Annotated in this window: 20 protein-coding genes and 2 pseudogenes; 5 read left to right on the top strand and 17 right to left on the bottom strand. The window is 61.3% G+C overall.

The genetic code is table 11. From position 1 onward, the window contains the following. The first annotated feature begins 137 nt into the window (after window positions 1-137). Window positions 138-1,031 (top strand): LysR family transcriptional regulator, encoded by an 894-nt coding sequence (locus ACMGE0_RS31865; RefSeq protein WP_436819883.1) that lies wholly within the window; start codon window positions 138-140, stop codon window positions 1,029-1,031. 116 nt (window positions 1,032-1,147) lie between these two features. Here the strand turns inward: ACMGE0_RS31865 and paoC are convergent, their stop codons facing one another. The 6 genes from paoC to ACMGE0_RS31835 form a co-directional block, all read right to left on the bottom strand. After that, on the bottom strand, window positions 1,148-3,346 hold the full coding sequence (paoC, locus tag ACMGE0_RS31860; protein ID WP_436819882.1) for an aldehyde oxidoreductase molybdenum-binding subunit PaoC: 2,199 nt from the start codon (window positions 3,344-3,346) through the stop codon (window positions 1,148-1,150). Window positions 3,347-3,349: 3 nt separating this feature from the next. Beyond that, window positions 3,350-4,300, bottom strand: a complete 951-nt coding sequence (locus ACMGE0_RS31855) for an FAD binding domain-containing protein (RefSeq protein WP_436819881.1) — start codon at window positions 4,298-4,300, stop codon at window positions 3,350-3,352. Beyond that, window positions 4,297-4,932, bottom strand: coding sequence for an aldehyde dehydrogenase iron-sulfur subunit PaoA (gene paoA / locus ACMGE0_RS31850; RefSeq protein ID WP_436819880.1), 636 nt, complete (start codon window positions 4,930-4,932; stop codon window positions 4,297-4,299). The genes ACMGE0_RS31855 and paoA overlap by 4 nt, the downstream gene beginning before the upstream one ends. A 354-nt stretch (window positions 4,933-5,286) precedes the next feature. Beyond that, complete coding sequence (locus ACMGE0_RS31845) at window positions 5,287-6,390, bottom strand: alpha/beta hydrolase (RefSeq protein WP_436819879.1); 1,104 nt, start codon at window positions 6,388-6,390, stop codon at window positions 5,287-5,289. Window positions 6,391-6,490: 100 nt separating this feature from the next. Beyond that, complete coding sequence (locus ACMGE0_RS31840; RefSeq protein WP_436819878.1) at window positions 6,491-7,690, bottom strand: MFS transporter; 1,200 nt, start codon at window positions 7,688-7,690, stop codon at window positions 6,491-6,493. A 449-nt stretch (window positions 7,691-8,139) separates the two neighbouring features. Continuing rightward, window positions 8,140-9,093 (bottom strand): aldo/keto reductase, encoded by a 954-nt coding sequence (locus ACMGE0_RS31835; RefSeq protein ID WP_436819877.1) that lies wholly within the window; start codon window positions 9,091-9,093, stop codon window positions 8,140-8,142. Window positions 9,094-9,264: 171 nt separating this feature from the next. Here ACMGE0_RS31835 and ACMGE0_RS31830 point away from each other — a divergent pair, with 171 nt between their 5' ends. Next, on the top strand, window positions 9,265-10,164 hold the full coding sequence (locus ACMGE0_RS31830; protein WP_436819876.1) for an AraC family transcriptional regulator: 900 nt from the start codon (window positions 9,265-9,267) through the stop codon (window positions 10,162-10,164). A gap of 192 nt (window positions 10,165-10,356) precedes the next feature. Here the strand turns inward: ACMGE0_RS31830 and ACMGE0_RS31825 are convergent, their stop codons facing one another. The 4 genes from ACMGE0_RS31825 to ACMGE0_RS31810 all read right to left on the bottom strand — a co-directional run bounded on the left by ACMGE0_RS31825 (window position 10,357) and on the right by ACMGE0_RS31810 (window position 15,646). After that, entirely contained in the window at window positions 10,357-11,160 is an 804-nt protein-coding gene (locus tag ACMGE0_RS31825) for an enoyl-CoA hydratase/isomerase family protein (RefSeq protein ID WP_436819875.1), read from the bottom strand. A gap of 21 nt (window positions 11,161-11,181) precedes the next feature. Then, window positions 11,182-11,952 carry an SDR family NAD(P)-dependent oxidoreductase gene (locus ACMGE0_RS31820; RefSeq protein ID WP_436819874.1) on the bottom strand — a complete coding sequence of 257 codons (771 nt, stop codon included), beginning with the start codon at window positions 11,950-11,952 and terminating at the stop codon, window positions 11,182-11,184. Beyond that, the gene (locus ACMGE0_RS31815; protein ID WP_436819873.1) at window positions 11,942-13,615 is read right to left on the bottom strand and encodes an AMP-binding protein; all 1,674 of its coding nucleotides are present in this window, start codon (window positions 13,613-13,615) and stop codon (window positions 11,942-11,944) included. The genes ACMGE0_RS31820 and ACMGE0_RS31815 overlap by 11 nt, the downstream gene beginning before the upstream one ends. A 372-nt stretch (window positions 13,616-13,987) precedes the next feature. Beyond that, window positions 13,988-15,646, bottom strand: a complete 1,659-nt coding sequence (locus ACMGE0_RS31810) for an MFS transporter (protein ID WP_436819872.1) — start codon at window positions 15,644-15,646, stop codon at window positions 13,988-13,990. Window positions 15,647-16,048: 402 nt separating this feature from the next. On the opposite strand from ACMGE0_RS31810, the gene ACMGE0_RS31805 reads away from it, so the two are divergent. Beyond that, window positions 16,049-16,717 (top strand): TetR/AcrR family transcriptional regulator, encoded by a 669-nt coding sequence (locus tag ACMGE0_RS31805; protein ID WP_436819871.1) that lies wholly within the window; start codon window positions 16,049-16,051, stop codon window positions 16,715-16,717. Window positions 16,718-16,864: 147 nt separating this feature from the next. Here ACMGE0_RS31805 and ACMGE0_RS31800 read toward each other — a convergent pair whose 3' ends face one another. From ACMGE0_RS31800 to gudD, 4 genes are all read right to left on the bottom strand, one after another. Next, window positions 16,865-18,364 (bottom strand): tripartite tricarboxylate transporter permease, encoded by a 1,500-nt coding sequence (locus tag ACMGE0_RS31800; protein WP_436819870.1) that lies wholly within the window; start codon window positions 18,362-18,364, stop codon window positions 16,865-16,867. A 10-nt stretch (window positions 18,365-18,374) separates the two neighbouring features. After that, on the bottom strand, window positions 18,375-18,839 hold the full coding sequence (locus ACMGE0_RS31795) for a tripartite tricarboxylate transporter TctB family protein (protein WP_436819869.1): 465 nt from the start codon (window positions 18,837-18,839) through the stop codon (window positions 18,375-18,377). Between the two features lie 100 nt (window positions 18,840-18,939). Next, window positions 18,940-19,908 carry a Bug family tripartite tricarboxylate transporter substrate binding protein gene (locus tag ACMGE0_RS31790; RefSeq protein WP_436819868.1) on the bottom strand — a complete coding sequence of 323 codons (969 nt, stop codon included), beginning with the start codon at window positions 19,906-19,908 and terminating at the stop codon, window positions 18,940-18,942. An 82-nt stretch (window positions 19,909-19,990) separates the two neighbouring features. After that, window positions 19,991-21,364 (bottom strand): glucarate dehydratase, encoded by a 1,374-nt coding sequence (gudD, locus tag ACMGE0_RS31785; protein WP_436819867.1) that lies wholly within the window; start codon window positions 21,362-21,364, stop codon window positions 19,991-19,993. A gap of 163 nt (window positions 21,365-21,527) precedes the next feature. On the opposite strand from gudD, the gene ACMGE0_RS31780 reads away from it, so the two are divergent. Next, entirely contained in the window at window positions 21,528-22,244 is a 717-nt protein-coding gene (locus ACMGE0_RS31780; protein ID WP_436819866.1) for a FadR/GntR family transcriptional regulator, read from the top strand. Window positions 22,245-22,622: 378 nt separating this feature from the next. Here ACMGE0_RS31780 and ACMGE0_RS31775 read toward each other — a convergent pair whose 3' ends face one another. Further along, window positions 22,623-23,768, bottom strand: a complete 1,146-nt coding sequence (locus ACMGE0_RS31775) for an acyl-CoA dehydrogenase family protein (protein WP_436819865.1) — start codon at window positions 23,766-23,768, stop codon at window positions 22,623-22,625. A gap of 107 nt (window positions 23,769-23,875) precedes the next feature. Here ACMGE0_RS31775 and ACMGE0_RS31770 point away from each other — a divergent pair. Beyond that, window positions 23,876-23,962, top strand: a pseudogene (locus ACMGE0_RS31770) (hypothetical protein); the annotation flags it as partial. Between the two features lie 30 nt (window positions 23,963-23,992). Here the strand turns inward: ACMGE0_RS31770 and ACMGE0_RS31765 are convergent. Together ACMGE0_RS31765 and ACMGE0_RS31760 are read right to left on the bottom strand one after the other, a co-directional pair. Continuing rightward, complete coding sequence (locus tag ACMGE0_RS31765) at window positions 23,993-24,127, bottom strand: VOC family protein (RefSeq protein WP_436819864.1); 135 nt, start codon at window positions 24,125-24,127, stop codon at window positions 23,993-23,995. Between the two features lie 7 nt (window positions 24,128-24,134). Then, a pseudogene (locus ACMGE0_RS31760) lies at window positions 24,135-24,254 on the bottom strand (methylmalonyl-CoA mutase family protein); the annotation flags it as partial.

The raw sequence follows: 24,254 nt of genomic DNA, 5'->3' as shown, positions 1-24,254 counted from the left end.
ATTAGACCGAGACTGGCGTATGCAGCTATGAGATGACTTCATAAATCGAAGGATCCGCGCTGCAAGCCATCACGATGATTTCAGTGTCCCATGGTGGCCGGTTCGATACAAACGCGGTTCGACCTAAGGAGAGACGAATGCCCCGAGAGAGCGTCAACGACCTTTTGGCCTTCCTCGCAGTGGCCCGAGAGAAGAACTTCACCAGGGCTGCTGCGAAGCTCGGAGTTTCCCAGTCCGCGCTCAGCCATATCATCCGCCAGCTCGAAACGCGGCTCGACCTCCGCCTGCTGACACGTACGACACGAGCCGTCTCCCTGACGGAGGCTGGGGAAAGGCTTCTTCACGGCGTTGGTCCGCATTTCGACGAGATCGAGGTTCAGCTCGAAGCCCTTACCGAACTCAGGGAGAAGCCGGCGGGAAGCGTCCGCATCACAGCGTCCGATCACGCGATCAAGTGGGTCATTTGGCCGAAGCTCAAGCGCTTCCTGCCGGACAACCCGGACATCAAGGTAGAAATCATACGTGAGAATGGGCTTTCGGATATCGTGACGGAGCGCTTCGACGCGGGCGTCCGAATGGGAGAGCAGGTGGCAAAAGACATGATCTCCGCCCGTATCAGCCCCGACTTCCGGTTTACCGTCGTCGGCGCACCATCGTATTTCGAGGGGAAGGAGATTCCAAAGCGTCCGCAGGACCTGCTCCGGCACAACTGCATCAACGAGCGCCTTCCGACGTTTGGCGGGTTCTGGCCATGGGAGTTCGAAGCCGACGGGAAGGAGGTCAAGATTCGGGTCGAGGGACAGCTTGCCTTCAACAACTCGTATCAGGGCATCGAGGCGTCTTTGGAGGGACTTGGACTGGTCTATGTGCCGGAGGACGTTGCCCTGCCTTATATCGAGGATGGGCGGCTGATGCGCGTCCTGGAATCCTTTTCGCCCTATTGGGACGGCTATCACCTCTATTATCCCAGCAGGCGTCAGTCCTCCCCGGCATTCGTGGCCGTCGTGGAGGCTCTGCGGCATCGTACCTGAGACGCTCGGGGCTGCGAAGCGCCGTATGCCAGCAGGGTTATCAAGAGGTCCGGTGCGCACGGGCTCCCGCCGGTCGGAGGTGGACGACGGCCGCCGTGCCGACGGCCGTCGGTGGATCAGGCTACGTCGGGCAGGCCTCCGATCAGCTTGTCTAGCGTGATCGGATAGTGCCGCACCCTGACGCCCGTCGCGTTATGGATGGCGTTGGCGATCGCGGCCGAGACGCCGCAGAGACCGAGTTCGCCGACGCCTTTCGCTTTCATGGGCGAGGACATCGGATCGGTCTCGTCCATGAAGATCACTTCCTGGTGAGGAATGTCCGCATGCACCGGAACTTCGTAGCCGGCCAGGTCGTGGTTGACAAAGAAGCCCCGCCGCGTGTCCACCGCGAGTTCTTCGGAAAGCGCTCCACCCGCCCCCATCGTCATGGCGCCGATCACCTGGCTGCGGGCCGTGATCGGGTTGAGAATGCGGCCGGCGGCGCAGACGGCCAGCATCCTGCGGATCCGCGTCTCGCCAGTCGCGACGTCGACGCCGACTTCGACGAAATGGGCGCCGAACGTCGACTGCTGATGGGTTTCCGTAAGGTCGCCCCATTCCATCGTGTCCTCACCGGCCAGCCCGTCCGGGCCCGCAGCTTCGGCGAGCGGAACCGAACGGTTGCCGGAGCGCACCTCGCCGTTCTCGAAGACGACGTCCTCGGAGTTGAAGCCGAGCTTGCTGGCCACCGCCTCGCGCAGCTTCACGCAGGCGGCGTAGACACCCGAGGTCGAGGAGTTCGCGCCGAACTGTCCGCCCGACCCCGCGGAAACCGGGAACCGTGAATCTCCGAGCTGGACCGCGACCTTGTCCATGCCGACGCCCAACATTTCGGCGGCCGTCTGCGCGATGATCGTGTAACTGCCCGTGCCGATATCCGTCATGTCGGTCTCGACCGTCACCACGCCCTCCCGATCGAGCCTGACGCGAGCTCCGGATGGCAGGACGAGATTGTTGCGGAAGGCCGCGGCGACGCCCATTCCGATCAGCCAGTTTCCCTCCCGCCGCGAACCGGTCCTCGGTCGATCGCTCCAACCGAAGCGTTCCGCACCTAGTCTTAGGCAGCCGATGAAATCTCGGTGCGAGAACGGGCGCTCCGGTTTTTCCGGATCGACCTGCGTGTCGTTGACGATCCTGAACTCGACCGGGTCCATACCGACCTTCTCGGCCATCTCGTCGATCGCGATCTCCAGCGCCATCAGTCCGGGGGCCTCGCCGGGCGCTCGCATGGCGTTGCCCTCGGGAAGGTCCAGCGTTGCGAGACGCATGGCCGTCATCCGGTTGGCGCCGGCGTAGAGCAGACGGGTCTGGTTGACGGCCGTCTCGAGCTGGCCGCCCTCGAGGTCACCCGACCAGCTTTCGTGGGCGATCGCGGTGATCCTGCCGTCATGCCCCGCCCCGATCCGGATGCGTTGGATCGTCGCCGGACGATGGGTCGTGTTGTTCATCATGAACGGACGTGGCAGCGCGACCTTCACAGGACGGTTGGCGGCCTTCGCGGCAAAAGCTGCGAGCACGGCGTCCGCCCGAAGGAAGAGCTTGCCCCCGAATCCCCCACCGATGAACGGCGACATCAGATGGATCTTCTCCTTGTCGACGTCGAGCGTCGTTGCCAGGTCCGACCGCCACCAGTCGATCATCTGGCTCGACGTCCAGACGGTCACCTCGTCGCCATTCCATGCCGCAATCGATGCGTGCGGCTCCATCATCGCGTGGGACTGGTCGGGGGTGGTGTAGGCTGCCTCGAAGGTGACCGGAGCGCTCCTGAAGGCTGCCTCAAAATCCCCCGCCGCGGAATCCGGCTGCACCGATTCATCGGGCTTCACCGCCGAGGCCTGAGCCTGCTTGAGGTCGAACTGCCCTTGCTCTTCAGCGTAATCGACTTCGATCAAAGCGGCGGCTGAGCGTGCCTGCTCGAACGTCTCGGCAACCACGACAGCGATCGCCTGATGATAGTGCTGGATCCTATCTCCGCCGAAAAGCTTCGCCGTGTTGAACTTGCCCTTCTTACGGTCGCCGACGTCGAGGGTAGTGACGACGGCAAGCACGCCGGGGGCTCTCTTGGCTGCGGAAACGTCCATCGATCTTATGCGGCCCTTGGCGATGGCCGAGCCGACGGGATAGCCGTAGGCATATGGCATATTTGGATCATGCCATTCATAGGCGTACATTGCCCGCCCCGTTGTCTTGAGTTGACCGTCGATCCGGTGGACGGGCTGGCCGACGACCTTCAGACGATCGATGGGATTGCTGGTGGCTGGCGTATCGAACTTCATGGCTCAACCCCTTGCTTCTAAGAGGACGGCGCCGAGCGCGCGCTCGACCAGCTCGACCTTGAAACGGTTCTGTTCGCTCGGGCGCGCGTCTGCCAGGATGGCGCCTGCAGCCGCCCGAGCGCCCTTTGGAAGTTCGGCTTCCGCGGCCTCAACCCGCCATGGCTTGTGCGCGACGCCGCCAACGGCGACGCGCCCGGTTCCATCGGGATGAACGATTGCGCCGACCGAAACGAGCGCGAAGGCATAGGAGGCACGGTCTCGAACCTTCCGATAGATGTGCTTGCCGCCGACCGGCGGCGGAAGCAGGACGGCGGTGATGAACTCGCCGCGCTCGAGCACTGTCTCGATATGTGGCGTATCGCCGGGCAGACGATGGAAGTCGGCAATGGGTATAGAGCGAAGGCTCCCGTCGGACTTTACGGTCTCTACGGTCGCATCTAGCGCCCGCATGGCGATCGCCATGTCGCTCGGGTGCGTGGCGATGCACGATTCGCTGGCGCCGACGACCGCATGCTGGCGGGAGAAGCCGCCGATGGCGGAACAGCCGCTTCCGGGCTGCCGCTTGTTGCACGGCTGGTTGGTGTCGTAGAAGTACGGACAGCGCGTCCGCTGCAGAAGGTTTCCTGCCGTGGTGGCCTTGTTGCGCAACTGCCCGGACGCGCCAGCGACCAACGCTCTGGTCAGGAGGCCGTAGTCGCGCCGGACGACTTCGTGCGCGGCGAGGTCGGTATTCCTGACAAGCGCGCCGATACGCAGCCCACCCTCAGCCGTAGGTTCGATCCTGTCGAGACCGAGGCCGTTGATGTCGATCAGATGCGTGGGCGTCTCGATCTCAAGCTTCATAAGATCGAGCAGGTTCGTGCCGCCGGCGATGAACCTTGCCTCGGGATTCGATGCGGCCGCACGGGCCGCGGCCTCGACGGACGAGGCGCGTTCGTAGGTGAAGGCTCTCATGATTTGATTCCCGCGACTTCCGAAATGGCATCGAGAATGTTCGAGTAGGCACCGCATCGACAGATGTTGCCGCTCATACGCTCGCGAATTTCGACCGCGGTGAGCTGCGCTTCCGTATTGAGGTCGGATGTGACATGGCTTGGAATATTGGACTTGATTTCCTCGAGCACCGCCACCGATGAACAGATCTGCCCTGGGGTGCAGTATCCGCACTGGAAGCCGTCGTGCTTGACGAACGCCGCCTGCATCGGGTGCAGGTTACCTGGCTCGCCCAGGCCTTCGATTGTCGTGATCGCGGCGCCCTCATGCATGACGGCAAGCGTCAGGCACGCGTTGATCCGCCGCCCGTCGACCATGACCGTGCACGCGCCGCACTGGCCATGATCGCATCCCTTCTTGGTGCCGGTCAGATGCAGATGCTCACGCAAGGCGTCGAGCAACGTTGTTCTGTTGTCCACCGCGAGATCATGTTTCTCGCCGTTGACGGTGAATGACGTCGTCGTCGTGTGATCCATTCTTCTCCCCGCAGACTGCGCGGCCGCTCCCCCGGCGGCGGTTCCAGTTACCGCGATGGTCGCGGCCGACGAGATAAGCAGGTCGCGGCGGGAAAGTTCCAGTTGGACAGGGTTCATATGTCCAGTTCCCTTGTTCGTTTACGGAGGCGAGCGGCCGTCGGGCACGCGAAGCCGTACAAGAAGGTAGCGGCAGGACGATATTTGTTTAGTCCGCGTTTGCCGCATGCTGTTATTGATCACGCTCATGAATACGTTGCGGCCGGCCACGTTTCGACGGTCCCGTCGAGCACCGTGACGAATGGCTCGGCTCGAAGGGATGCCGTGGCCGCAGTCCTGAAACAAGCACGCCGGCCGAGCTCACGGATGTCGAGCCCGCCGCGTTGAAATCGTCGCGAAGACATCAACGATCCATGCAACTCGACAAGCCTCCCCGCAGGAGATTGCGGGAAGGCGTTGGCGCAACAGCACCAATCATGCGGTGGCGAGGTGCTGGTCGAAGAAGGACTGCAGTTTGTCGAACGGGATCTTCTCCATATTGTCGTAGAGATCGACGTGATTGGCGCCCGGAACGATCACCAGTTCCTTCGGCGCCGCCGCCGCTTCATAGGCGGTTTCGCTGAAGTAGCGCGAGTGAGCATTTTCCCCGTGGATCAGCAGGACCGGCCGCGGCGAGATCTCCTTGATGTAGGTAAGGATCGGCATGTTCATGAACGACATCGGGGTCGTAATCGTCCAAGAATTGCCTGAATTGACCGCACGCGGATGGTAGCCGCGCGGCGTCCTGTAATAGGCGTGATAATCGACCAGGAACTGCGCCTCACCGCCCTTCAGGTCGTTATAGGGGGGCTGGTAGGCGGGGGTTCTTTTTTCGGCATCTTCCCAACGCTGACGGCTCAGTTGCTCCAGCGTCTGCGTGCGCTGCTCGAGGGTCACGCTGTCGTTGTAGCCCTTCGACATGACGCGGGTCATGTCGTACATGGTGCTGGCCGCGACCGCCTTGACGCGCTTGTCCGCCGCGACGGCATTGAGCGCCATGCCGCCCCAGCCGCAGATGCCGATAACGCCGATCCGCTCGCGATCGACGGAACCGTGCAGGCCCAAGTAATCCACGCCCGCCATGAAGTCTTCGGTGTTTATGTCGGGCGAAGCGATATTGCGGGGCTCACCGCCGCTTTCGCCGGTATAGGACGGATCGAAGGCCAGCGTGACGAAGCCGCGCTCCGCCATCGTCTGCGCATAGAGGCCCGACGACTGCTCCTTCACCGCGCCAAACGGCCCGCCGACGACAATGGCCGGGAGCCGGCTGCCGGCGCGTTCCTTCGGCAGATAGAGATCACCCACCAGGTTAATGCCGTAGCGGTTCGTGAAGTTGACCTTCTGATGGTCGACGCGGTCGCTCTTTGGAAAAACCTTGTCCCATCCCTCGGTGGATTGCGCGAAGCCCGGCGAAGAGGCGGCCGACGCGACGCTGAGCGCAGCGATACTCACACCGGTCATCTTCAGCAAATTTCGCCGGACGACGTCAGGTTCATCGGGCCTATTTGCCGCCGTGCCGATATAGTCGTAGTTGCTCATCGAAAGCCTCCGTTTGTGTTCGAAATACACGACCAATCTAATGGAGGGCTGGCTCATCGATTAGACCGATCCTGTCGCTTGCGGTAATGAGCGCAATTCATCAATCGAGGAGGGTTGACGTTCTTGCCGCGGCCGCGGCCTTCATCGCAAGGCCGGCTGCCACCACCAGCAGGACGGCGCTCACCGCGAAGGTGGCGCGATAACCGCTGAGGTCAAAGGCGAGACCGCCAAGCACCGCGCCGAGGGTGATGGCGAGCTGCACCACCGCAACCATCAACCCTCCTCCGGCTTCCGCGTCGTCCGGAAGCGACCGGGCCATCCATGTCCACCAGCCGGCAGGGGCGGACGTTCCCAGGAGTCCCCAGATCGCCAGCAGTCCGGCGACCGCAGGAAGCCAGCCGCCCAGCGTGATGAGACCTGCTGCAGCCGCTGCCATGACGAAGGGTATGATCACGAGCGTCGCATAGAGGCCACGCTTCAGGAAGGGGCCGATGAGGATGGTGCCGATGAAGCCCATCACACCCATCATCAGCAGCAGGAGCGACAGAGTGCCGACATCGACACGGGTCGTACCTTCGAGGAAGGGGCGCAGGTAGGTGAAGAGCGCGAACTGGCCCATGAAGAAGACGCTGACCGCCGCCATGCCCCAGGTGACGGACGGGCGGGATAACAGCTTCAAGGGATTTCTGGAGCGGCTGGTTGCAGAAGTCGTCATGGATGGAAGGGCGAACAGCTTCCAGAGGAACACGACAGCGGCGACCGGCACGATGCAGAAGAAGGCGCCGCGCCAACCGATGATGCCGCCGAGATAGCTGCCGAGAGGGGCCGCCAGCACCATGGCGAGAGCGTTGCCGCCATTGAGGATCGCAAGCGCCTGCGGAACCTGCCGGTCCGGCACGAGGCGCATCGCGGTCGCGGCCGACATCGACCAGAAGCCCCCGATGACCATTCCAAGCAACGCGCGGCCGATCATGAACACGACGTAGTTCGGCGCAAAGGCCACGATCGCACCGGACAGCATCATCAGACCAGTCAACGTGAGGAGTACGCTCTTGCGGTTCAGCCGACCGACCACCGAGGTGATGAAGAGACTGGTGAGGACCGCGAGGACGCCGGAGACCGCGATCGCCTGGCCCGCCTGCCCCTCCGTCACGTAGAGGTCGGCGGCGATCGGAGTGAGGAGGCTGACGGGCATGAACTCGGATGCGACAAGAGCGAAGGCCGTCAGCGCCAGAGCCATGACGGCGCCCCAGGACGAGGACTCGAGTTCGGTCCTCCCGGAGACGGATTCTACAAGCATGGAACTACCTTGGGAGTCGATGAAGGAAAGTGCCTCCGCGGAGGCGCAAAGCACTAAAAAAATAGCCGCTAAAGCCTCTTTGAATTAGGGGTCGCAGATTGGATGACGTTATGAACAGGGCTCATGAAAGGGATATCAGACGTCTATCCCGAGGGTCTGCGCGACAGGAAGCCTCTTCCGGATGAAGAGGTGCGCACGACGGTTCAGCTCCGAGAGGTTGTCCTAGGGGCGCTCCAGGACCACTCTTTCAGGCTTGAAACGCTCAGGTTCGACCCGTCGAAGTCCGTACAGTATCTTGTGTCGACCCGGAAAACAGCAAGCCAACTGGCGGTGCGGAGGCATCCAGCAACCTGGTCGGTCACAGGCGATCATCTCTGCAGAAAGAGATGATCGCCTGCCGTATTGCTCGGAACGGCGGTCCGAGGTCTTGGGACAGCGGAGCTTCAGACTTACATCTCTTGTTCCCACCAGCCGCGGGTGTTCACGTTAGCGGCGTCGGCGAGGGCTTCCAGCTCCGCGATTTCGTCTGCGGTGAGCGTGATGCTGCCGGCTCGGACCAGACCCTCGACATGATCGGGCTTGGTGACGCCGATGATCGGCGTCGTTCCCTTGGCGATGGCCCAAGCCGTCGCGACATCGGGCGCTGCCGCACCTTGGCTCTGGCCGATCGAGGCGAGCTTGTCCGTCAGCGCCTTCAGCTGAGGCAGCATGCCGTTGTAAGTCTCCGCCCGGTTGCTGCCTTCCGGCAGCGGGTTCTCCGGACTGTACTTGCCGCTCAGGGCGCCCTGTTCAAGCACCATATAGGCGAAGAACAGGATGCCGTGGTTGCGGCAGTAGTCCAGGATGCCGGCATCCTCAGAGCTGCGGTAGAGGAGGCTATAGTGGTTCTGGATGGCTTCGACCCGAAACCCGGCTTCTCCGAGGATCTGGTTGGCGAGCTCGATTTCGCTCAGGTTGTGGTTTGAGACGCCCACATGTTTGACCTTCCCGCTCTTCAGCAACGGGATCAGGTGCGGAGTCCACCGGGCCACATCGGCTGGATTGTGAATCCAGTAGAGGTCGATGTAGTCGGTGCCGAGGCGGGCCAGGCTCTGCTCCAGCATGTCCGCCACCGGATCGTCGCCGGTCCCCGCGGCCTGCGGGGTGAACTTCGTGGAGAGCTGGTAGTCGCTGCGGGCGTAGCGCTTCAATACTTCCCCGAGTACGGTCTCTGAACGGCCCATGCCGTACACAATGGCGGTGTCCCAGAGGGTAAACCCGGCCGCATGCGCCTTGTCGGCGACTTCTTCAAGGCCAGCCTGAGTGAGGCTGCTGCCGAAATAGCCGTTGCCAGTCTCGCCGCTGTCGCCCCAGGCCCAGGTGCCCAGTGCGACCGTGGGTGTCTTCGGATTGTCGATTGTCATGTTTGCTCCTTACTTGTTCTGCGGCCAGGTTTGCTGTGACCCAGGCGCCGCTGACAGTGTGATGCGCGACGCGGCCGAACCGTTAGCCCGATGCGCCGGGATTACTGCCCAATCCTCCAGAACCCGCGGTTCGCATTGCCGCCCTTCCGCGCGCGTGCGATGGTGCGATTCATGGAAACACTGACCGAAATCGCGAGGACGATCGCCCGGCACGTCTCGAAGGATGGCTTCCACGCCACCCCCATCGAACGTGTGACGCTTGTTCGATCCTCCACGGTGACGATGCCGATGCCGAATGTTTACCGGCCGCAACTGTGCCTCGTCGCGCAGGGGCACAAGGAGGTCACGCTGGGGGACCGCGTGTTCAGATACGCACCGGGGCGCTATGGGGTCGTGACCTACGACCTGCCGGCGATAGGCCATGTGGTCGAAGCGACGCCTGACAAGCCCTATCTCTGCCTGTACCTCGATTTCGATCCGGTCATGCTGGGGGACCTGGCGTTGCGCGTGCCGCCGCCGGCGGGAGCGCCATCCCCGCCCATAGGCAAAACGGTGTCCGACGCCGGAGCCGGTCTGCTCGATGCGGCGCTACGCCTCTTACGCCTGCTCGACGATCCGGCAGCGCTGCCCGTGCTTGGGCCGCTTGCCGAGCAGGAGATTCTCTATCGCCTGCTCGCCGGCCCCGACGGCGCCAGGATGCGCCACATCACCTCCAGTCATGGTCGGGTGGCCCAGGTCGGCCGCGCCATCGCCTGGATCGGGAAGAACTTCCGGGAACGGTTCAGCATCGAGCGACTTGCCGCGGAAGTAGGCATGAGTCCGTCGAGCCTGCACGAGCATTTTCGCGCTGTGACGGCGATGACGCCGCTGCAATTCCAGAAGCAGCTCAGGCTACAGGACGCGCGCAGCCTGATGCTGGTCCAGGACATCGACGTCACGACTGCCGCCTTGCGCGTAGGTTACGAAAGCCCGTCGCAGTTCACTCGTGAATATCGCCGCCACTTTGGGGAACCGCCGGCGCGCGACATAGCCCGCTTGCGCGCTTCGCCGGGCTTGGCAGTGGTAGCTTGAGTTCAGCCTACCGATGTCGGCGCATTAACGTTCAGTCCAAATATCGTCCCTTGAACGACGTGGCCTGAAATCGAAATGCAGCTGTCCTGAATAAGTCTTGCAAAGGATTCGAAGGTTACGCGAGGGGGAATTCACTAACAACGGGACCTGGACCCCGTGCATCGCAGTCCTCCTTAATGCCGTTAGCAATGCTCACTTCGACTTGCCACGGGAGAGGAATGCGCCAACACCGCGTTGAAACGACTCCGAGTCGTAGTGCTTTTCGAGAGTGGCGATCTCGGCCTCGAGCGACTCGCTGAAGGAAATGTCACCGATCGACGAGATCAGCGACTTGGCTCGGCGGATGGTTTCGGTATCACCTCTCGTCATCGAGAGAGCCTGCTGCTCCGCGGCCTGAAGAAGGTCGCGGTCGTCGAACACTTCGAAGACCAAGCCCCAGTCCTTTGCGGTTTCGGCATCGATGGATTGGGCGCTCAGGATCATCCACTTGCTTCTCTGCCATCCGATCGCCCTCGGAAGGCGAGCGGTTGAGCCGCCGCCTGGAAGAAGACCTTTCGAGAGATGCGCGTCGCCGAAGGTGGCCGAGCTGCCTGCCAGCACCAAATCGCACGCGAGCGAAATCTCGATCCCGCCAGCGCGCGCCGCCCCATGGACCGCTGCGATGACGACGAGGTGCGAGCGCTCGATTCGACGGGTCACCTCCCGGAAGCGGTCGAGAAGATGGCGGATTCCTTCGGGGCCGTTGGAATGCAGTTCCTGCAGGTCCGCGCCCGCACAGAAATGCTGGCCGGCTCCGTGCAGGACGAGCGCCTCCACGCCCTGTTGGTCCTCCGCCTTGTCGATGGCATCCAGGACGAGCTCAAGCGTCTTCGAGTCGAGCGCGTTCGCGCGGTCGGGGCGGGAGAGCTTGACCCATGCGATCCGGCCCTCTACCTCCGCGATGGGGTTCAGGGGGGTCCTTGACTGGGTTTCCAAGTTGATCGCCAAGTCGGTCATGAGCCGGTTTCCTCTTCTGTGTCAGGCCGGGAGCCGGGCGCCGCCGTCAAGGCGGATCAGGGACCCGTTGAGATATGGGTTCTCGACGATGTGTCGGATAAGGGACGCAAATTCCGTCGGGAGCCCCATCCTCGCGGGATACAGCAGCGCCCGCTTGAGCGCCTCGATGCCTTTCTCCGGGATCTGGTCGAACAGCTCTGTCCCGAACAGGCCGGGCGCGACGGCCACGCAACGCACCGCGTACTCCGCAAGGTCGCGCGCCACTGGAAGCGACAGGGCTGCGACGCCCGCCTTGCTCGCCGCGTAGGCGGCTTGCCCCTTCTGCCCGTCCTCGGCGGCCACCGAGGCAGTATTGACGATGACGCCTCTCTCTCCTGCTTCACCCAGCGGATCGTTGGTCACCATACGAGCGGCGGCCAACCTCATCACGTTGAACGTGCCGTTCAGATTGATGTCGATGACCTTGCGCCAGAGATCGTAGTCATGCGCCTGGTTGCGGGACACGATCTTGGCAGATGATGCGATACCTGCGCAGCTCACGGCTGCGCGCAGAGGGCCGAACATGGCGATGGCGTCGTCGAATGCCTTCTCGACCTCTGTCGGTTCCCGTATGTCGACAGCGACCGCCAGCGTGGTCGAGGGCGCAAGCTCGGCCTGGAGCTCTTCGAGCCGGTCCCGGTTCAGATCCATCAGGAGCACGTTTGCCCCGGCGTCATGAAGCGCCTTCGCCGTGGCTCGCCCGAGCCCTGATGCAGCGCCGGTCACGGCGCAGAGTTTTCCGTCAATTTGCATCAGCTGTTTCCCGGAGGTTCAAGGTTACGAGGCTGCCCTCCGTCGCCTGCTGTCGAACGACGAAGCGCTGGATCTTTCCCGAAGGGGTCTTCGGCAGGCTCTTCACGAAATGGATGCGGCGCGGATATGCGTGAGCCGCGAAACCATTCTTCACGTGCGTCTGCAGTTCCTTGACCAGTTGCCGCGTCGGCTCGTGCCCCGCGTGCAGCACGACAGCGGCTTCGAGGACCTCGCCGCGGACCGTGTCGGGGACCGCGATCACTGCGGATTCGGCGACAGCGGGATGGGAGGCCAGCACCGACTCCACCTCGAACGGCCCGATGCGGTATCCCGCCATGATGATGATGTCGTCGTCGCGTGAGCTGAAGTAGATGTAGCCGTCGCCATCCATCTTCGCCATGTCGCCGGAAAGGTACCAGCGCCCGTCGCCAGCGAACTTCTCGGCCGATTTGGCGGGATCCCCGACATAACCGGAGAACCAGGCGAATGGGCTTTCCGCCACCTCGAAAGCAAGGCGTCCCACCTCGCCCGATGGCGCGATCTCGTCTCTGTCCAACTTCAGGATCACCGGGGTCCAGCCTGGCATGGCGGCTCCCATGGATCCCGTCCTCAGCGGACGCTTGAGCTCAGGGTGATGATGATTGTTGACGAGCATGCCGGCTTCGGTCTGGCCGAAGTGGTCATGAACCAGAACTCCGAGCGCTCTTTCGCTCCACGCGTTGACTTCCGGCGTGAGCGGTTCGCCTGCGCTGCTGGCGCAGCGCAGAGCGACTTGCGGGGGCGTGATGCCGGTCGCAAGGAGCGATCGGTAGACGGTCGGAGCGGCCGTGAAGTTGGTAACGCCGAACTTCGAAAGGACCTCGAATGTGAGCTCCGGCGAAAAGCCCGCGCAGAGAAGGATCGATGGCGTGCCCGTGCAGAAGGTTGCCAGGACCCCGAAGTAGAGACCATAGCCCCAGCCTGGATCAGCCGAGTTCCAGAAGATATCGTCGGGCTTCAGACCAAGTGCGAATTCGGCATATGCGTGGAATCCGGCGAGGGCCTTGGCGGGAACGACAACGCCCTTAGGCTTCCCGGTGGTTCCGGACGTGTAAATCTGGATGAATGCCCCATCTCCTCCGACGGCGACGCTGGCCGTGCCGGGATTGCCTTCAGCGAGGAGCTCGTCGAAGGAGAGTTCGCCCTTACCTGCATCTCCAGTCGTCATGATCTTCCATGACCGCTCCGGTGATTCCGCTTCCACTGCCTTGAGCTTCGTCTTCTGCGAAGCGTCGCACGCCACGAGCTTCGCTCCGCAGGACTCCAGCCGGAACTGGATCGCAGGAGGCGCAAACGCCATGAACAGCGGCACATGGACAGCCCCGATCCGGTAGATGGCCAGGATGGTCACGAGGTAGGCGTGCCCCTTGCCCATCAGCGTCGCCACGCGGTCTCCGCGCTCGATGCCTATCTTAAGGAAAGAATCTGCGAGTTTTTCCGATTCCTGGCGAAGCTGGCCGTATCTCAGCACCGAAGAGCTGAGATCCTCCTTGATGATGGTGTGCGCTATCGCATCCGCCGGATGCCGGTCGCAGAGATGGGCGGCGACGTCGAAAGCATCGTCGCCATAGGTTGAGACGAGATCCCTAACCCGTGCATCCAGGGGTGCGGACTGTGTGCTCATTGGATCCTCCTCCTGGGTCGACTCCTCTCGACCCCCGAAACTGAACAACTGTTCAGGACGCTACAAAATTGCCTGAACACTTGTCAAGTCCCACTCTCCCGACCACAACGAATTCTTCAAAAGCAGTCCGGGACCGGCCGTTTTCGGAAAGCGGTCCCTGCCGGTTCGCGAATGAAGATGACCTGGGCAGTCATCGCGCTCGAGCCCAGCCCCAAGCTCGGCGGGGACCTCGCTCATCTGCAGGGCATTCTCGCCCGGGACGGCGTCGCTCACGTGGAAGCCACCGGAACAGTTTTGTGCATGTGGGATAGGCCCCATATCGAGGCCTCATAATGAAACAGGGCGAGCAGATGGGCCCGCCCTGTTTCATGATCATCCCTTGGAAATGTCGGTCCCCAGCGTCTCCTTGGCAAAGATCAGGCTGAGGATCATGCAGGCAGCCGCTATCCCGACCGGATAGTAAAGCCCCGCATAGACGTTTCCCGTGGCCGCCACGATCGCGAACGCCGTCGCAGGCAGGAATCCGCCGAACCAGGCAGCGCTCAGATGGTACGGGAACGACATCGCCGTATACCGGATCCGGGACGGGAACATCTCGAGGAGCGAGGTCGTCGTCGGTGCGAACACCATCGCGCCCAGTGCCAGAAGCACGCACAGGAGACTGATGATTGCGGGGCCGTTGATCGCCGCCGGATCCGCATTTCCGAGAGGATAACCGACATCAGCCAGCGCCTGCTTCAGCTCGCTGTCGAGCCTCGTCTTCTGCGCCGCGGCATCGGCGGCGTCGGCCGGATAGCTCGCAATCACACGGTCACCGACCTTCACCGCTGCCACGGATCCGGCAGCCGCGTCCTCGCTGCGGTAGTTCAATCCGAGATTCGCGACGGCGCTGATGCCCACGTCGCAGGACGTGGTGAACTTGGCGGTTCCCAGCGGATTGAACTGGAACGAGCAGTCGTTCGGATCTGCCAGGATGGTGATCGGCGCGCGGTCTTGAGCAGCTTCAAGTGCCGGGTTGGCGAAGTGGGTCAGTCCCTGGAATGCGGGGATCGTGAGAAGGGCTGCGAGCAGATACCCCGTCACATAGACCGGTCGGCGGCCGATCTTGTCTGACAGCTTGCCGAACAGCACGTAGAGAGGCGCGGTCAGGACCGTCGCGGTGATCAGCATGAGATTGGCAGACAGGTTCTCTACCTTGAGCACCTTGGTGAGGAAGAAGAGCGTGTAGAACTGCCCGGTGTACCAGATGACCGCCTGCGCGGGCAGGATGCACAGGGCCGCGATGATGATGACCTTCACGTTCTTCCAGGTTCCGAATGTCTCGGCAAGCGGGGACTTCGAGGCCTTGCCCTCAGCCTTCATCCGCTTGAATTCCGGAGATTCGTCGAGCTTCAGACGGATCCAGAGCGAGACCCCGAGCAGGAGGATCGAGATGATGAACGGCACGCGCCAGCCCCACAGGGTGAATGCGTCGGCGCCGAGGGCCATGCGAAGCGGGATGATCACGGCGACCGCAAGCAGGAAGCCGATCGCCGCCGTCATGATGATCCACGCGGTGTAGGTTGCGCGCTTGTTGCTCGGCGCATGCTCGGCAACGTAGACCATTGCTCCGCCGAATTCTCCCCCGAGCGCGAGCCCCTGCAACATCCGCATCACCACGAACGCGATCGGCGCTGCGACGCCGATCGTCGCATATGCCGGGAGCAGCCCGATGATGAACGTGGAGCCGCCCATGAGGACGATGGTGACCAGGAAGGTGTATTTCCGGCCTACGAGGTCGCCGAGGCGACCGAAGACGATGGCTCCGAACGGGCGAAGCATGAAGCCTGCCGCAAACCCGAGCAGGGTGAAGATGAAGCCCGCCGTCGGGTTCACTCCCGAGAAGAAGGCCTTGGCGATCTCGGTCGCCACCAACCCGATGAGAAAGAAGTCGTAGAATTCGAACACCGTTCCCAGCGAAGCCGCCAGGATGACTCTCCTGTCTCTCGACGAGATGCTTCCCGTCTCCACCAATGTCTCAACATGTGTCATCTGATCCTCCCATGACGTTGATTTCCCTCGGGAAAAGACACGTCTCTCCGTTGCCGCGGGAGCATATCCCCGGCTTCTCCACCACCTGCTTGCAAAGATCCACCGCCGCGCGCTCACTGGTGCGACGTTCAATCAGCCTCCCAGAACGATACCTGTCCGGATCGCATCCCTCCCAGCGCCCAGCCAGCCGGCTGAACGGATGTTCAGGAACTTTATTGCAGACTGAACACTTGTCAAGTCGATTGTCATGCCCATACTCGATCTCTGTGTGGAGAGATGAGCATGTGGTGGCCACTCCTACGCCTTAAGCGTCCCCGCTCAAAAGCCGCATACAGTCGGACTTGACGCCATGGGAGGGCTTTGAGCATATGTTCAGTGAAACAATCCAGGTCAGGTCGGACATTGCAGCAAGCCACCCAAACACTTCCAGAACATCCTGCTCCCCCTGCGTCCGAAGGCAGCGGGTTCCTGCCGACTATCGATATCCCGACCTATACGCCGCACCAGATCAAGATCATCCGCGGCACCTATAAGGCGATGGCGACCATAGGAACGCAGCAGCTATCGCTGAGGCGAATCGCGAAGGAGCTTGACGTGAGCCCGGCGCTGATCGCCTACCATTTCGGGACGCGGGACGCTCTGATCATGGAGACGATGCGTTGGGCGCTCGCGGGTACCGTGCGTCGTATCGCGCGCAAGGTCGATTGCATCAAGGACGCAAGGGCCGCCTTCTCGGCACTGATGGACGGTGTGTTCGTGGGAGCCCAGCAGAGTCGCGACTTTCATCTCATCTACCTCGACCTCGTGCAGTACTCGACGAGGGAAGCGACGTTCGTCGAACTCTCCGACCTCCTACGGGATCATATTGATGGCACCTACGCGACCGTGATCCGCCAGGGCGTGGAGGCGGGCATCTTCCAGGTCGACAATCTCACCCACGCCGCCAAAAGGGCGCGCGCAGTGGTCGAAGGCAGTTTCATCCAATGGCTGCAAGACAAAGATTGGGAGCAATCCTATCCGGCGCTTCGGGACGACTGCGAAACCGCGCTCCTGAAACTTTTCTCGCCCTGATCCAGGCTAGGCTCCGCTTGGTCGGCCGGAGCCGGATCAGCACCCGCTTCTTCGAATTCACCCAGCATACCCGGGGAAACCCGCTGGAGCCCGCCCCGCATCCATTGCGATGCTCGTCTTGACGTCGTCGGACCAGGTCTGAACTACCTAATCTTCGGCGAACGCCTCTTCACGTTTGCGCCTTATTGAAGGTGCTGCCACCGTTAGCAGAAGAACAAGTGCGATCAGCAGCATGACGGCGCTGATGGGGTGCGTGAGGAAGACCGTCGGATCGCCCTTCGCAATAAGCATCGCGCGCCGCAGATATTCCTCCATCATCGGACCAAGGATGAAGCCGAGGAGCAGCGGTGCCGGCTCGCAGTTAAGGCGGCGGAACAGGTATCCCATGACGCCGAACCCAACCATCAGGTAGACGTCGAAGATGGACTTGTTGATGCTGAATACCCCGACAGCACAGAAGACCAGGATCGCCGGGAACAGCAAGCTGTACCGGACTGAGATCATCTTGACCCAGATACCGATCAACGGAAGGTTCAGAACCAGCAGCATCACGTTGCCGATCCACATCGAGATGACGATCGCCCAGAACAGCATCGGCTGCTCGTGGATGACTGAGGGCCCCGGTTGTATCCCTTGCATGATCATAGCGCCGATCATGAGTGCCATGACCGGATTGGAAGGAATCCCGAGCGTCAACATCGGTATAAACGAGGTTTGAGCGGCCGCATTGTTGGCCGATTCCGGACCGGCGAGGCCCGCCAATGCGCCCCGCCCGAACTCCTCCGGTTTCGCCGATACCTTCTTTTCGAGCGCGTAGGCTGCGAACGACGCCAAGGTTGCGCCGCCCCCCGGAAGAATGCCAAGTGCAGACCCCAAGGCGGTCCCCCGCAGGACGGGCGGAAGCATCTCCCGGAATTCGGAAATCGTGGGCATCAATCTGTTGATCTGCGCCAACTCAATTTTCTCTCGCTTCTCGTCGCCGAGATTGGCGATGATCTCGCCGATCCCGAAAACCCCCATGGCGACGATGACGAAGCTGATACCGTCCAGAAGCTGAGGCGTGCCGCCGGTAAAACGCTGGACGCCGGAGCTGACGTCCGTCCCTACAAGCCCCAACAAAAGCCCGAGGAGCATCATTCCGACCGCGTGCAAGACAGATCCGTGAGCAAGAACGATTGCCGCTATCAGACCCAGCACCATCAGTGAAAAATACTCGGTAGGTCCGAATTTGAAAGCAAACATGGACAAGACCGGCGCAACAAAGCCAATGAGGAGAGTGGCTATCGTGCCGGCTATGAAGGATCCGATGGCGGCCGTTGCAAGCGCCTGGCCGGCCTTCCCCTTTCGCGCCATCTGATAGCCGTCCACAGCGGTCACGACCGACGAGGATTCCCCAGGAAGATTAACGAGGATGGCCGTGGTCGATCCTCCGTATTGCGCTCCATAGAAGATACCGGCGAGCATGATCAATGCGGTTTCAGGCGGCAGCCCGAATGTGATGGGCAGCAGCATAGAAATCGTTGCCGTCGGACCTAGCCCCGGAAGGACGCCGATGGCCGTTCCGAGAAACACACCGAGAAGGCAGTAAAGGAGGTTGTAGGCGCTGAAGGCTGCCGTCGCCCCAAGCAAGATTCCGGAGATATCCATTATAATTCTCTCAGCCGCCGAACCAGGGGCCGACCAAGGGGAGTGGAAGCCCCAGAGCTTCAACAAAAACCACCGCGCAGAACGCGATCAGGGCGAGTGCCGCCAAGGTGCCGCCAACCGTGTATCGGAAGAATGCACTTGCTGCGGGAGCGACAAGCAGAAGAACTGCAAGGGCGAATATTAAGCCGCCTCCCGACAAAAACAGCGCGAATAGGATCAGGGAAAGGGAAATAAAAAAAACCGGTCTCCATGCAAATGGTTCAAGGGCCTGGCCCTGGCGGGTGAGCCCCCTGGCAATGGAGACCAGCCCAACGCAGGCGAGAAGACCACCCAACACGGTCGGAAAATAACCTGGGCCCATCCTTACAGCCGTTCCAAAGGAATAGTCCCTGGCGACGAGGGCAAATCCGGCACCGAGACAGACATAGGCCACTCCGGCCCAAAAATCTTTCGGTCCACGCACGAATGACAACATCACACTCTCCCTTCGCCGCGAGGATCATCCGCGATCTTCTCGCTACGCTCGCTGGCATGCGCCAACGCGGCCGCTGCATCAGCGACCGCGTTCGTATCGCCTATTCCGCGGTGATATTGCCGGTCTCGATCACCTTCTTCCAGCGAGCCATGTCCTCCTGAAGGAATGTCGAGAACTCTTCATTGGAATTTGCGACGATCTCGAAGCCGATCTTGTTGAACTTAGACACGACCTCCGGATCACCGAGTGCTGCCTGCAGGCCTTCGTCGAGCTTCGCCTTGGTTTCGGCAGATAGACCCTTTGGGGCTGCAACTCCTTGCCAGGCGTTGACAACGATGTCCTCGTAGCCGAGCTCGGCGAGCGTCGGAACGTTTGGCAGAAGCGGATGACGTGTCTTGCCGGTCTGAGCAAGAGCCTTCATCTGGCCTTCGTTGACATAATTGATGATCGCCCCGAGGTTCTGGAACGACACGTCCACATGCCCACCGATCAGATCGGCCTGTGCGGCAGATCCGCCCTTGTACGGGACGTGCACGCCTTTCGTGTCAGTTGCCTGGAAGAACAGCGCAGCGGTCAGATGGTCAGATGATCCATTGCCGGAATTGGCGAAGGTCACGGTTTCCGGGCTCTCCTTCATCGCCGCGACCAGCTCCTCCACGTTCTTTGCCTTGAAGTCGGGATGTGCGACCAGCACGTTGGGCGTACTGACCGCGACAGTAAGCAGATCGAAATCCTTCAGGGGATCGTAGGCCAGGTTCTTCTGCAGGAACGGGTTCGTTGCGAACGTGCCGAGCGAGGCTACCAACAGCGTCTTTCCATCGGGAGCAGCCTTGGCAACGAGCGCCGCCCCGATAGCTCCCGTAGCGCCAGGTCTGTTATCAACAACGATCGGTTGGCCAAGCGTCGCGGACAGCTTCGGCTCAATAAACCGGGCGGTGGTATCGGTAGCGCCGCCAGGCGGGAACGGAACTATGATCGTCACGGCCTGCTGCGCCGCAGCCGGTGCCAGATAAGTCGCCAGGCCCAGTGTCAGACCCAGTGCAATTCCGATTAGTTTTCTCTTTGTCATGCCACTTCTCCTCCTTAAGTGATGATTACGAGTTGCCGGCGCCCTCGTTCTGCGGCCGCCTTGGCCGCCCCTGTTTCCGGCGCTACCGCACCAGGCATGGACGCTTGTTGTCGAAGCGCCAGTCTTTCACGAGGTACTGCATTGCGACGGCATCGTTACGCGCACCCAATCCGTGTTTCAGGTAGAGTTGATGTGCCTCCTCCACCCGATCCATGTCGAGCTCGACACCCAGGCCAGGCTTATCGGGCACCGCGACGTAGCCGTCGACGATCGCAAATGGTTCACGGGTGAGCCGCTGTCCGTCTTGCCAGATCCAGTGGGTGTCAAGCGCGGTCACACGGCCCGGCGCTGCGGCCCCGACGTGGGTGAACATGGCGAGCGAGACGTCGAAGTGATTGTTCGAGTGCGAGCCCCAGGTCATGCCGAATGCCTCGCAGAGCTGAGCAACCCGCACCGATCCCTGCATTGTCCAGAAGTGCGGATCGGCTAGCGGAATATCGACGGACTGCAACTGGATTGCATGCGCCATCTGGCGCCAATCGGTCGCGACCATATTGGTCGCCGTAGGAAGTCCTGTAGCTCGCCGGAACTCGGCCATGACTTCGCGGCCGGAGAACCCCTGCTCTGCCCCGCACGGATCTTCGGCATAAGCCAAAACGTCCTTGCAGTCCTTGCAGAGCCGAATTGCTTCGTCGAGCGACCAGGCGCCATTTGGATCGAGAGTTACCCGTGCCTGAGGAAAGCGGTTCGCAAGCGCCGTGACCGCGGCGATTTCTTCTTCCCCGGCCAGGACGCCCCCCTTCAGCTTAAAGTCCTGAAAGCCGTAGCGCTCCTGAGCGGCTTCCGCGAGGCGTACGATTGCCTCGGGCGTTAGCGCCTCCTTGTCGCGAAGTAAGGTCCAGTCATCTGCAGCGCCCTCACCCTTTCGATAGGGAAGGTCGGTCTTGCCGCTGTCGCCCACATAGAAGAGATAGCCCAGCATCTGCACGCGGTCGCGCTTCTGGCCATCTCCCAGCAGCGCCGCGACGGGAACGTCGAGATGCTGGCCCAGGAGATCAAGAAGCGCCGACTCAAGGGCGGTGACGACGTGGATCGTCGTGCGAAGGTCGAAAGTCTGCAAGCCGCGGCCGCCGACGTCGCGATCCTTGAATGCTGTGCGAACCGCATCCAGCAAGGCCTTGTAGTTGCCGATCGGCTTGCCGACGAGCAAGGGCGCAGATTCCTCGAGCGTCATCCTGATGGCCTCCCCACCGGGGGCCTCACCGACGCCGGTATTGCCTGCAGTATCGGTGATGACCACGAGGTTGCGGGTAAAGAATGGCGAGTGAGCGCCGCTCAAGTTGAGGAGCATGCTGTCGCGTCCAGCGACGGGAATAGCACGCAAGGAGCGGATGGCTGGCGCACCGCGAACAGGAGAGAAGCCTTCATCGTGTGTTTCAACTGACGCCGCGAACATTTCGTTCCTACCCTTCTATTCATCACCGCGACACGCCTACTCGCGAGCCGTCCTCATCTCTGCACACGAACTTACCCGACGGAACTAATTTGTCAATATGAGTTATAATTAGTAAACAAACTCCGGTGTGGAGCTTGCTTCGACTTGGAGTTAATGTGCGGCCATGAACCATAGTAGCCAGCAGATTCGTCCCCTGAGGGACATGTCCTCTCATGTGCTCGCTCAACTCGAAGCGATGCTGGATCAGCCGACGTGGCATGGCGGAGGCCGCCTGCCCCCAGAAGCCGAGCTTGCCCGGCAATTTGGCGTGTCCCGGCCGGTCCTTCGCAAGGCGCTTGGTCGGATGCGTGACGCGGGCCGGATCATTTCTCGACGTGGATCTGCCAACTTCGTGCAGCCGAAGGCCGACATCCTGCCGGCCGCCGCGGATACGCAAGGCCTGTCGATCCAGACGGTTTTCGACATGAAGCGATGTCTGCGGTTTCGGCAGGTCGTAGAGTGCGCTGCGGCAGAAGACGCGGCCAAGGTAGGCGACCTGCATGCGATCGCCGTCATTCAGGCGGCGTATGATCGAATGTTGGCGCTGCCACCGGGAGAAACGGTTTTCGAAGCCGACTTTGCATTTCATCTCGCGATCGCGCAGGCAACTGCGAACCCCTATTTCAGCTTCGCTTTGCGCTCGATGAGAGACCAGATCCGGCTCACCATCGAGTTTACCAGGAAGCTGCAGGATCGTCCGCCCGATCAGGTGGTACCTCGCGTAGTCGACGAGCACCGCGAGGTGCTGGAGGCTATCAAGGCTGGCGACCCGGAACGCGCGCGCTCAGCAATGAACGTCCACATGGAACAGAGCGTAGTCCGCCTTCTCGAAGAGGATTGATCGTCTGAAGGAAGCGGTCGGGAATTCGAAATGCGTGCCGCCGCAGACCAACGGGATCAAGGGGCTTGCACTTCTGCGCGCTTCCGAAACATCAAGCTACATATCCGGGCAGCTATTCTGATTGGCGGAGGGAGGACCGCAGGTTCTTGATTGTCGGCGTCTTTCTAAGATTGCGAAATTGGTACAGGACCAAAGTCTTCGCGATTGCGGAGAATATACGTTCGAGGATGATCATCTTTTCCGCGGCGAGGCCTCAGACATTGCGGCCTCGTTTCGCAGATCGGGGCAGAAGGGCCGAAAAGTCCATTCCCCTGCCGCCTTCTGCCTCCACGAATTGTTGATAAATCTCCATTGCCTTTGAACCCGTATCTTGCAAGGCTATCCCCGTTCCGCGAGCATGTGGCGTGCCACGATCAGTCGCATGATCTCGTTCGTACCTTCCAGAATCTGGTGCACCCGCAGGTCGCGCACGATCTTTTCAATCCCGTAGTCTGCAAGATAACCGTAACCTCCATGCAACTGCAGACACTGATCAGCGACCCTAGATGCCGTTTCCGTGACAAACCGCTTCGCCATGGCGCAAGCTTTCGTAGCGTCGGGCGTCTGATGGTCGAGCTTCCACGCCGCCTGCCGCAGAAAGATGCGGGCCGCCTGCAATTCGATCTCCAGGTCCGCCAAGCGGAACTGCAAAGCCTGGAACTGGTCGAGGGTCTTGCCGAAGGCCTTGCGCTCGCCCAGATAAATCAACGTCGCATCGAGTGCGGCCTGCGCACCACCGAGCGAACAGGCGGAAATGTTCAGCCGACCGCCGTCTAACCCAGCCATCGCATAACGAAAGCCTTTGCCTTCCTCGCCAATCAGATTTTCGCGCGGTATGTCGCAATTGTCGAACTGCACCTGCCGAGTGGGTTGGGCCTTCCATCCCATCTTATCCTCGAGTCCTCCGAAACTGAGGCCAGCCGCGTCTTTCGGAACGACGAAAGCCGAGATGCCCTTCGGACCTTCCGCGCCAGAACGCGCCATGACGATATAGGCATCCGAATAGCCTCCCCCGGAGATGAAGGCCTTGGTCCCGTCAAGCTGGAAGTGGTCGCCCTGCCGGAGGGCCCGGGTTCGAAGAGCCGCGGCATCAGAACCGGCGCCGGGCTCGGTGAGGCAATAGGATAGCACGGTATTCATCGATACCGCGCCGCCGAGATAAGTATCCTTGATATGATCGCTGCCGTAGCGATCGAGCATGCTCGCACACATATTGTGGATCGACAGGAATGCCGCCACGGAGGGGCACGCCATCGACAGCGCCTCGAAAACCAGCGTTGCGTCGAGCCGCGAAAGACCCGCACCGCCGGAAGCTTCGGATACGTACAGACCGCCGAAGCCGAGCTCTGCCGCCTTCGACCAGAGCGAACGCGGAATTGTGCCGTCCCTTTCCCATTGCCGCGCATGCGGGGCAATTTCATTGGCCCCAAAATCACGCGCCATCGAGAAAATCGCCTGTTGCTCTTCGCTGACCGTAAAATCCATCATCAACTTCCATGCAATGAAAGCGGAGCTCCGCCGGAAAACGCTTAGTCTCTAACGGAACCTGTCCGTAACAGGCTTCCTGCAACGTCCGTCACCAACGACTTAATGTCGATCATACCACTTTGAGCAGGCGCATTAAGCAGTTTGAGAAAGCGTTGGAATGCCGTTTGTTTGATCGAAGCGTCGGCGGCTACCGGCTGACGTCTTGCCAGATCCTCATCCCATCAAAGCCCCTTTTCGAGCTCGGGCAGATGCTGCGGCTCGGAAATCCTCGCTCCAAGCCTCTCGTATTGAGCCGCCGCCTTGGCGAGATCCGGAACCGCAATGGCAATGGCAATGTGATTAAGCCAGGTGATCATGTTTGCCTCAAATATTTCTTCTTTTTCCTTCGATGAGGTCGAGCACCTTATTGGCGGCATCGAGCACATTGGTGCCGGGGCCGAAGACGGCGGCGACGCCGTGGCTCATCAGGTAGTCGTAATCCTG

Origin of the sequence: Neorhizobium descurainiae (assembly GCF_051400715.1) — a bacterium.
Lineage (GTDB): Bacteria > Pseudomonadota > Alphaproteobacteria > Rhizobiales > Rhizobiaceae > Neorhizobium.
Note: the sequence above shows the minus strand (reverse complement) of the source record. Positions and strands in the feature narration are given on the sequence as shown.

What these genes read in the sequence shown, in the direction of transcription:
- ACMGE0_RS31865 (WP_436819883.1), top strand. Translation starts at nt 138, where the DNA reads ATGCCCCGAGAGAGCGTCAACGACCTTTTGGCCTTCCTCGCAGTGGCC.
- paoC (WP_436819882.1), bottom strand. Translation starts at nt 3,346, where the DNA reads ATGAAGTTCGATACGCCAGCCACCAGCAATCCCATCGATCGTCTGAAG.
- ACMGE0_RS31855 (WP_436819881.1), bottom strand. Translation starts at nt 4,300, where the DNA reads ATGAGAGCCTTCACCTACGAACGCGCCTCGTCCGTCGAGGCCGCGGCC.
- paoA (WP_436819880.1), bottom strand. Translation starts at nt 4,932, where the DNA reads ATGAACCCTGTCCAACTGGAACTTTCCCGCCGCGACCTGCTTATCTCG.
- ACMGE0_RS31845 (WP_436819879.1), bottom strand. Translation starts at nt 6,390, where the DNA reads ATGAGCAACTACGACTATATCGGCACGGCGGCAAATAGGCCCGATGAA.
- ACMGE0_RS31840 (WP_436819878.1), bottom strand. Translation starts at nt 7,690, where the DNA reads ATGCTTGTAGAATCCGTCTCCGGGAGGACCGAACTCGAGTCCTCGTCC.
- ACMGE0_RS31835 (WP_436819877.1), bottom strand. Translation starts at nt 9,093, where the DNA reads ATGACAATCGACAATCCGAAGACACCCACGGTCGCACTGGGCACCTGG.
- ACMGE0_RS31830 (WP_436819876.1), top strand. Translation starts at nt 9,265, where the DNA reads ATGGAAACACTGACCGAAATCGCGAGGACGATCGCCCGGCACGTCTCG.
- ACMGE0_RS31825 (WP_436819875.1), bottom strand. Translation starts at nt 11,160, where the DNA reads ATGACCGACTTGGCGATCAACTTGGAAACCCAGTCAAGGACCCCCCTG.
- ACMGE0_RS31820 (WP_436819874.1), bottom strand. Translation starts at nt 11,952, where the DNA reads ATGCAAATTGACGGAAAACTCTGCGCCGTGACCGGCGCTGCATCAGGG.
- ACMGE0_RS31815 (WP_436819873.1), bottom strand. Translation starts at nt 13,615, where the DNA reads ATGAGCACACAGTCCGCACCCCTGGATGCACGGGTTAGGGATCTCGTC.
- ACMGE0_RS31810 (WP_436819872.1), bottom strand. Translation starts at nt 15,646, where the DNA reads ATGACACATGTTGAGACATTGGTGGAGACGGGAAGCATCTCGTCGAGA.
- ACMGE0_RS31800 (WP_436819870.1), bottom strand. Translation starts at nt 18,364, where the DNA reads ATGGATATCTCCGGAATCTTGCTTGGGGCGACGGCAGCCTTCAGCGCC.
- ACMGE0_RS31795 (WP_436819869.1), bottom strand. Translation starts at nt 18,839, where the DNA reads ATGTTGTCATTCGTGCGTGGACCGAAAGATTTTTGGGCCGGAGTGGCC.
- ACMGE0_RS31790 (WP_436819868.1), bottom strand. Translation starts at nt 19,908, where the DNA reads ATGACAAAGAGAAAACTAATCGGAATTGCACTGGGTCTGACACTGGGC.
- gudD (WP_436819867.1), bottom strand. Translation starts at nt 21,364, where the DNA reads ATGTTCGCGGCGTCAGTTGAAACACACGATGAAGGCTTCTCTCCTGTT.
- ACMGE0_RS31780 (WP_436819866.1), top strand. Translation starts at nt 21,528, where the DNA reads ATGAACCATAGTAGCCAGCAGATTCGTCCCCTGAGGGACATGTCCTCT.
- ACMGE0_RS31775 (WP_436819865.1), bottom strand. Translation starts at nt 23,768, where the DNA reads ATGGATTTTACGGTCAGCGAAGAGCAACAGGCGATTTTCTCGATGGCG.
- ACMGE0_RS31765 (WP_436819864.1), bottom strand. Translation starts at nt 24,127, where the DNA reads ATGATCACCTGGCTTAATCACATTGCCATTGCCATTGCGGTTCCGGAT.